At 43.7% G+C, this 4,018-nt stretch carries 2 protein-coding genes; both read left to right on the top strand.

The features are described 5' to 3' along the window. Positions 1-217: 217 nt before the first annotated feature. The gene (locus tag F6K57_RS38625; protein WP_293020059.1) at positions 218-1,201 is read left to right on the top strand and encodes a DUF1822 family protein; all 984 of its coding nucleotides are present in this window, start codon (positions 218-220) and stop codon (positions 1,199-1,201) included. 257 nt (positions 1,202-1,458) lie between these two features. Further along, on the top strand, positions 1,459-3,831 hold the full coding sequence (locus tag F6K57_RS38620; protein ID WP_293073893.1) for a CHASE2 domain-containing protein: 2,373 nt from the start codon (positions 1,459-1,461) through the stop codon (positions 3,829-3,831). The last annotated feature ends 187 nt before the right edge of the window (positions 3,832-4,018 follow it).

Below are 4,018 nucleotides of genomic sequence, written 5' to 3'. Positions count from 1 at the left end.
CGCTTGCCTCCAGAAACTAGCTGGAAAACCCTATCAGAAGAGTTTAATGTATCAATTTCTACATTAAGTAGCTTTTATCAGCGACAATGTTTGCCCCGTTTGCGTAAATTTGGAGAATCGGAAGGATATCTATAATAGGAGGTTCCTTAAAAAGACTTACCTTAACATTAACTTTCTTCAGTCAAGGTGTTCACATCAGTACAGAAACACAATTCCTATGACCTACAACACCCATAACCTAGAACAATTTGCCCTTCCTCTGCCCATTACTCAGAATGCACGCAGGAGTGCTGAGCAATTTGCTAGGCAACAGCCTACCCCTGAAAAAGCTGAGCAAGTTCGACTCAACACCTTGGCTGTCTTGCTTGTCAATGATTACATGCAAATGATGGGGATGACTACAGATTTAAAAGCCTCAGACAGCTGGAACCCTATTATACGCCTGTTAGCTAATGTGGCAGACTTGGAAGTATCCGGTATCGGTCGTATCGAATGCCGACCGATCAAAGTCCAAGATTCCGTCTGCCATATTCCCCCCGAAGTTTGGTGTGATCGGATTGGCTATGTAGTTGTTCAGATTGATGAACGATCGTCGGAGGGGACAGTGTTAGGATTTACTCCAACTGCTGATACCGAAGAGTTACCCATTAGCCAACTACAACCTGTTGATGATTTAATCGATCACTTCCATCAACCTATCTCACAGGTAGTCCAAAGAACAAAGGTAAACTTGAGTCAATGGTTAAACAATGTGGTTGAAACTGGTTGGCAAACTCTCGAAAGCTTGGAAAACTTTTTAAACCCACCCGAACCAATGTTCGCTTTCCGCTCTGTTGGTCTAGAGTCAACTGAAGCATTACCCCTAGAGGAAAATCTTGATGTGGGGATTAGGCGGGCTAAGTTGATTGACTTAGGGCTATTGCTAGCGGGTTCCCCCGTGGCTTTGGTGGTGGAACTTGTCCCAGAATCTGAACTCAAGCAAAATATTCGCCTCAAGGTATATCCCACTGGCAGTAAAACCTATTTGCCTCCCCACCTCACACTCACTGTGCTGGATGCATCCGGAACAGTGTTTCTCGAAGCCCAAGCCAGACAAATCGATAATTACATTCAATTGCAGTTCAGTGGTGTACCAGGAGAGCAATTTAGTGTCGAAGTTGCCCTTGACGATGCCAGGATTATTGAGGATTTTACCATCTGAACCCGTACCGTGGTCTACCGCCAATCTAAGAATTACCGAATTTAGCCATCGACACACCACTGAAAGCGTTATAATTCAAAGTCCTTCAGATTACGGGGATAGATCGGTTATCTGGTGTCTTTTTTGAGATCAGTTTTGAGATCAGTCAGTGGTCAATCCTAAGGCACCGATACACCCTCTATAAACCTCTATCAACCTCTATAAATAGGTAAAATGAGGGGACAAATCACATCTGCAACACAAGTGATCCATGACCAATGACCAATAACACGCGCAGTATTGGGAAATTAGTTGTCTTAAAGATAGGAAATGGTTGTTTTGACCAAGGGTTTCCAGTCACTTTACAGATTTTGGAAGAGGGCAAAAGCCCTTTGTTGGAAATCACTGGCAGGCTACCTCCTGCTCCTGAAATTCTGCAATCGTGCCAAAGTTGGACAACGAGTTATCACAGTTTGGGGTTACGTTCCCGTCTAGAAGCATCAGTGGTACAAGTGACCAATGTATCTAAACTGGAACGGTGCTACAATGCTGCCCAAGTATTAGGCGATCGCTTAAATGCTTGGCTATCCTCAGAGCCATTTCGACCGATTAAGGAGAAATTACTCGAACAACTATTACCCTCGGATGAAATTCGTCTCATTATTCAAACCGAGAACAGTTGTTTACGGCGACTGCCCTGGCATCTGTGGGATTTTTGGGAACGCTATTCCAAGGCAGAAATTGCTTTAAGTGCCTTAAAGTTTGAACCAGTCACTCTAAATCCCAAGCCCCACGCCAAGGTGAGAATTTTAGCAATTATTGGCAATAGTTTTGGTATTGATACCGAAGCAGATCAGAAGTTGCTAGAGGAATTACCTGATGCTCAGATCAAGTTTCTCATAGAACCCAAGCGCCAGCAAGTCCATGAAGCCCTTTGGGAGCAATGCTGGGATATCCTCTTTTTTGCTGGTCATAGTTCCAGTCAAAACAATGATGAAACGGGTCACATTTATATTAATAAAACCGATAGTTTAACCATTAATCAGTTAAAGTTTGGCTTAAAAAGAGCAATTGGAAAAGGCTTAAAAATAGCGATTTTTAATTCTTGTGATGGCTTGGGTTTAGCCTCAAATCTGGCTAATTTACAGATTCCCCAAATTGTTGTGATGCGAGAACCGGTACCTGACCGGGTTTCACAGGAATTTTTGAAATATTTTTTAACCGCTTTTGCTCGGGGGCAGTCCTTCTATTTAGCAGTGCGGGAAGCTAGGGAACGATTACAAGGGATAGAAGATGAGTTTCCTTGTGCAACTTGGTTACCGATAATTTGTCAGAATCCCGCCGCCCCGCCACCGACTTGGAAAGGGTTGATAGATAACCCTGTCCCACCTCCACCTATACCTCCACCTCCACCTCCACCTGTACGTCCTAAGCTGAGCTTGCTCCAGGTATTAGTGAGCAGTTTAGTAATTACATGCTTCTTGATAGTTATACAGCAGCTCAGTTTACTCCAAGGTTTGGAATTGAAAGCCTTCGACCACCTGATTAATAGAAGACCAGCGGAGTTTCCTGATTCCCGTATTATAGTGGTAGAGGTTACTGAAGAAGATATTAAAGCTCAGCAGTCGGATTTAAGACCAGGTACCTCCTTATCAGACCGATCACTCAAACAACTATTAGAAATACTTAATTCCTCTCAAGCCAAAGTAATTGGCCTAGATATTCATCGTGATTTTCCTGTAGCCCCAGACTACCAAGATTTGGGAACGCTCCTAGAGCAAACCGAGAATTTAGTTACGGTCTGCAAAGCCAGTAACGAAGAGGATCAAGGAATTTCACCGCCCCCAGAAGTTCCTAAACAAAACTTGGGCTTTAGTGATGTTGTAGGTGACCCAGACGGGGTGATCCGTCGCCATCTGTTGGCCTTTAACCCTGATCCCACATCAGTTTGTAGTGCTTCCTATGCTCTGAGTACCCAGTTGGCCATGCGGTATCTAGTGGCAGAGGAAATATCTCCCACCTACACAGATCAAGGATATTTACAGCTAGGTGATGTAGTCTTTACACCCTTAACCCATCATACTGGCAGTTATCATAACCTGGATGCCTGGGGACACCAAATCATGCTGAATTACCGTTTTCACCAATCTCCAGAAGATTTTGTGCCCCAAGTCACTCTCTCTCAAGTTCTAAACGGTAAGATCAATGGTGATGCCTTCAAGGGAAGAATTGTTCTGATTGGCGTTACTGCTCCCAGCCGTGAGGATTATTTTTTTACACCCTATAGTAAAGGTAATGACATAGAGGATCAAACACCAGGAGTAATTATCCATGCCCACATGGTAAGTCAGATTATAAGTGCTGTTTTAGATCAGCGACCCCTGATACGGGATTGGCCTACATGGCGTGAAGTAGTGTGGATTTGGGGTTGGTGCCTAACGGCTGGTCTGGTGTGTTGGCGCTGTAAATCCTCCCTACGTTTGGGTGTGTTGCTGTTGGCTCTATCGATTCTCTACGGCTCCTGCTTAGGTCTTGTGAAACAAGGGTATTGGGTACCATTAGTCCCCTCAGCATTGGCTGTGGTGGTTATTGGTGGTTTTATTGTTCTCTATGATCAACCCTCACCACATCGTCTAAAAGTGGTGAAGTAATCTTAGAATTAAGAATTAAGAATTAAGAATTAAGAATTAAGAATTAAGAATTTAGAATTTAGAGGATGTCTGAAAAGTAATTGGCTACGCCAACCGTCTAAGCATAATCCGAATCATGGCAACTCGAATCATGGTTTCAGAAGTTGCTGGTAAGACTTCATAATATGCAGCTTAAACGACGACACCA

It is taken from the genome of Moorena sp. SIO4A5 (assembly GCF_010672005.1).
Lineage (GTDB): Bacteria > Cyanobacteriota > Cyanobacteriia > Cyanobacteriales > Coleofasciculaceae > Moorena.
This window is presented reverse-complemented; position numbering and strand designations above follow the sequence as displayed.

What these genes read in the sequence shown, in the direction of transcription:
- F6K57_RS38625 (WP_293020059.1), top strand. Translation starts at nt 218, where the DNA reads ATGACCTACAACACCCATAACCTAGAACAATTTGCCCTTCCTCTGCCC.
- F6K57_RS38620 (WP_293073893.1), top strand. Translation starts at nt 1,459, where the DNA reads ATGACCAATAACACGCGCAGTATTGGGAAATTAGTTGTCTTAAAGATA.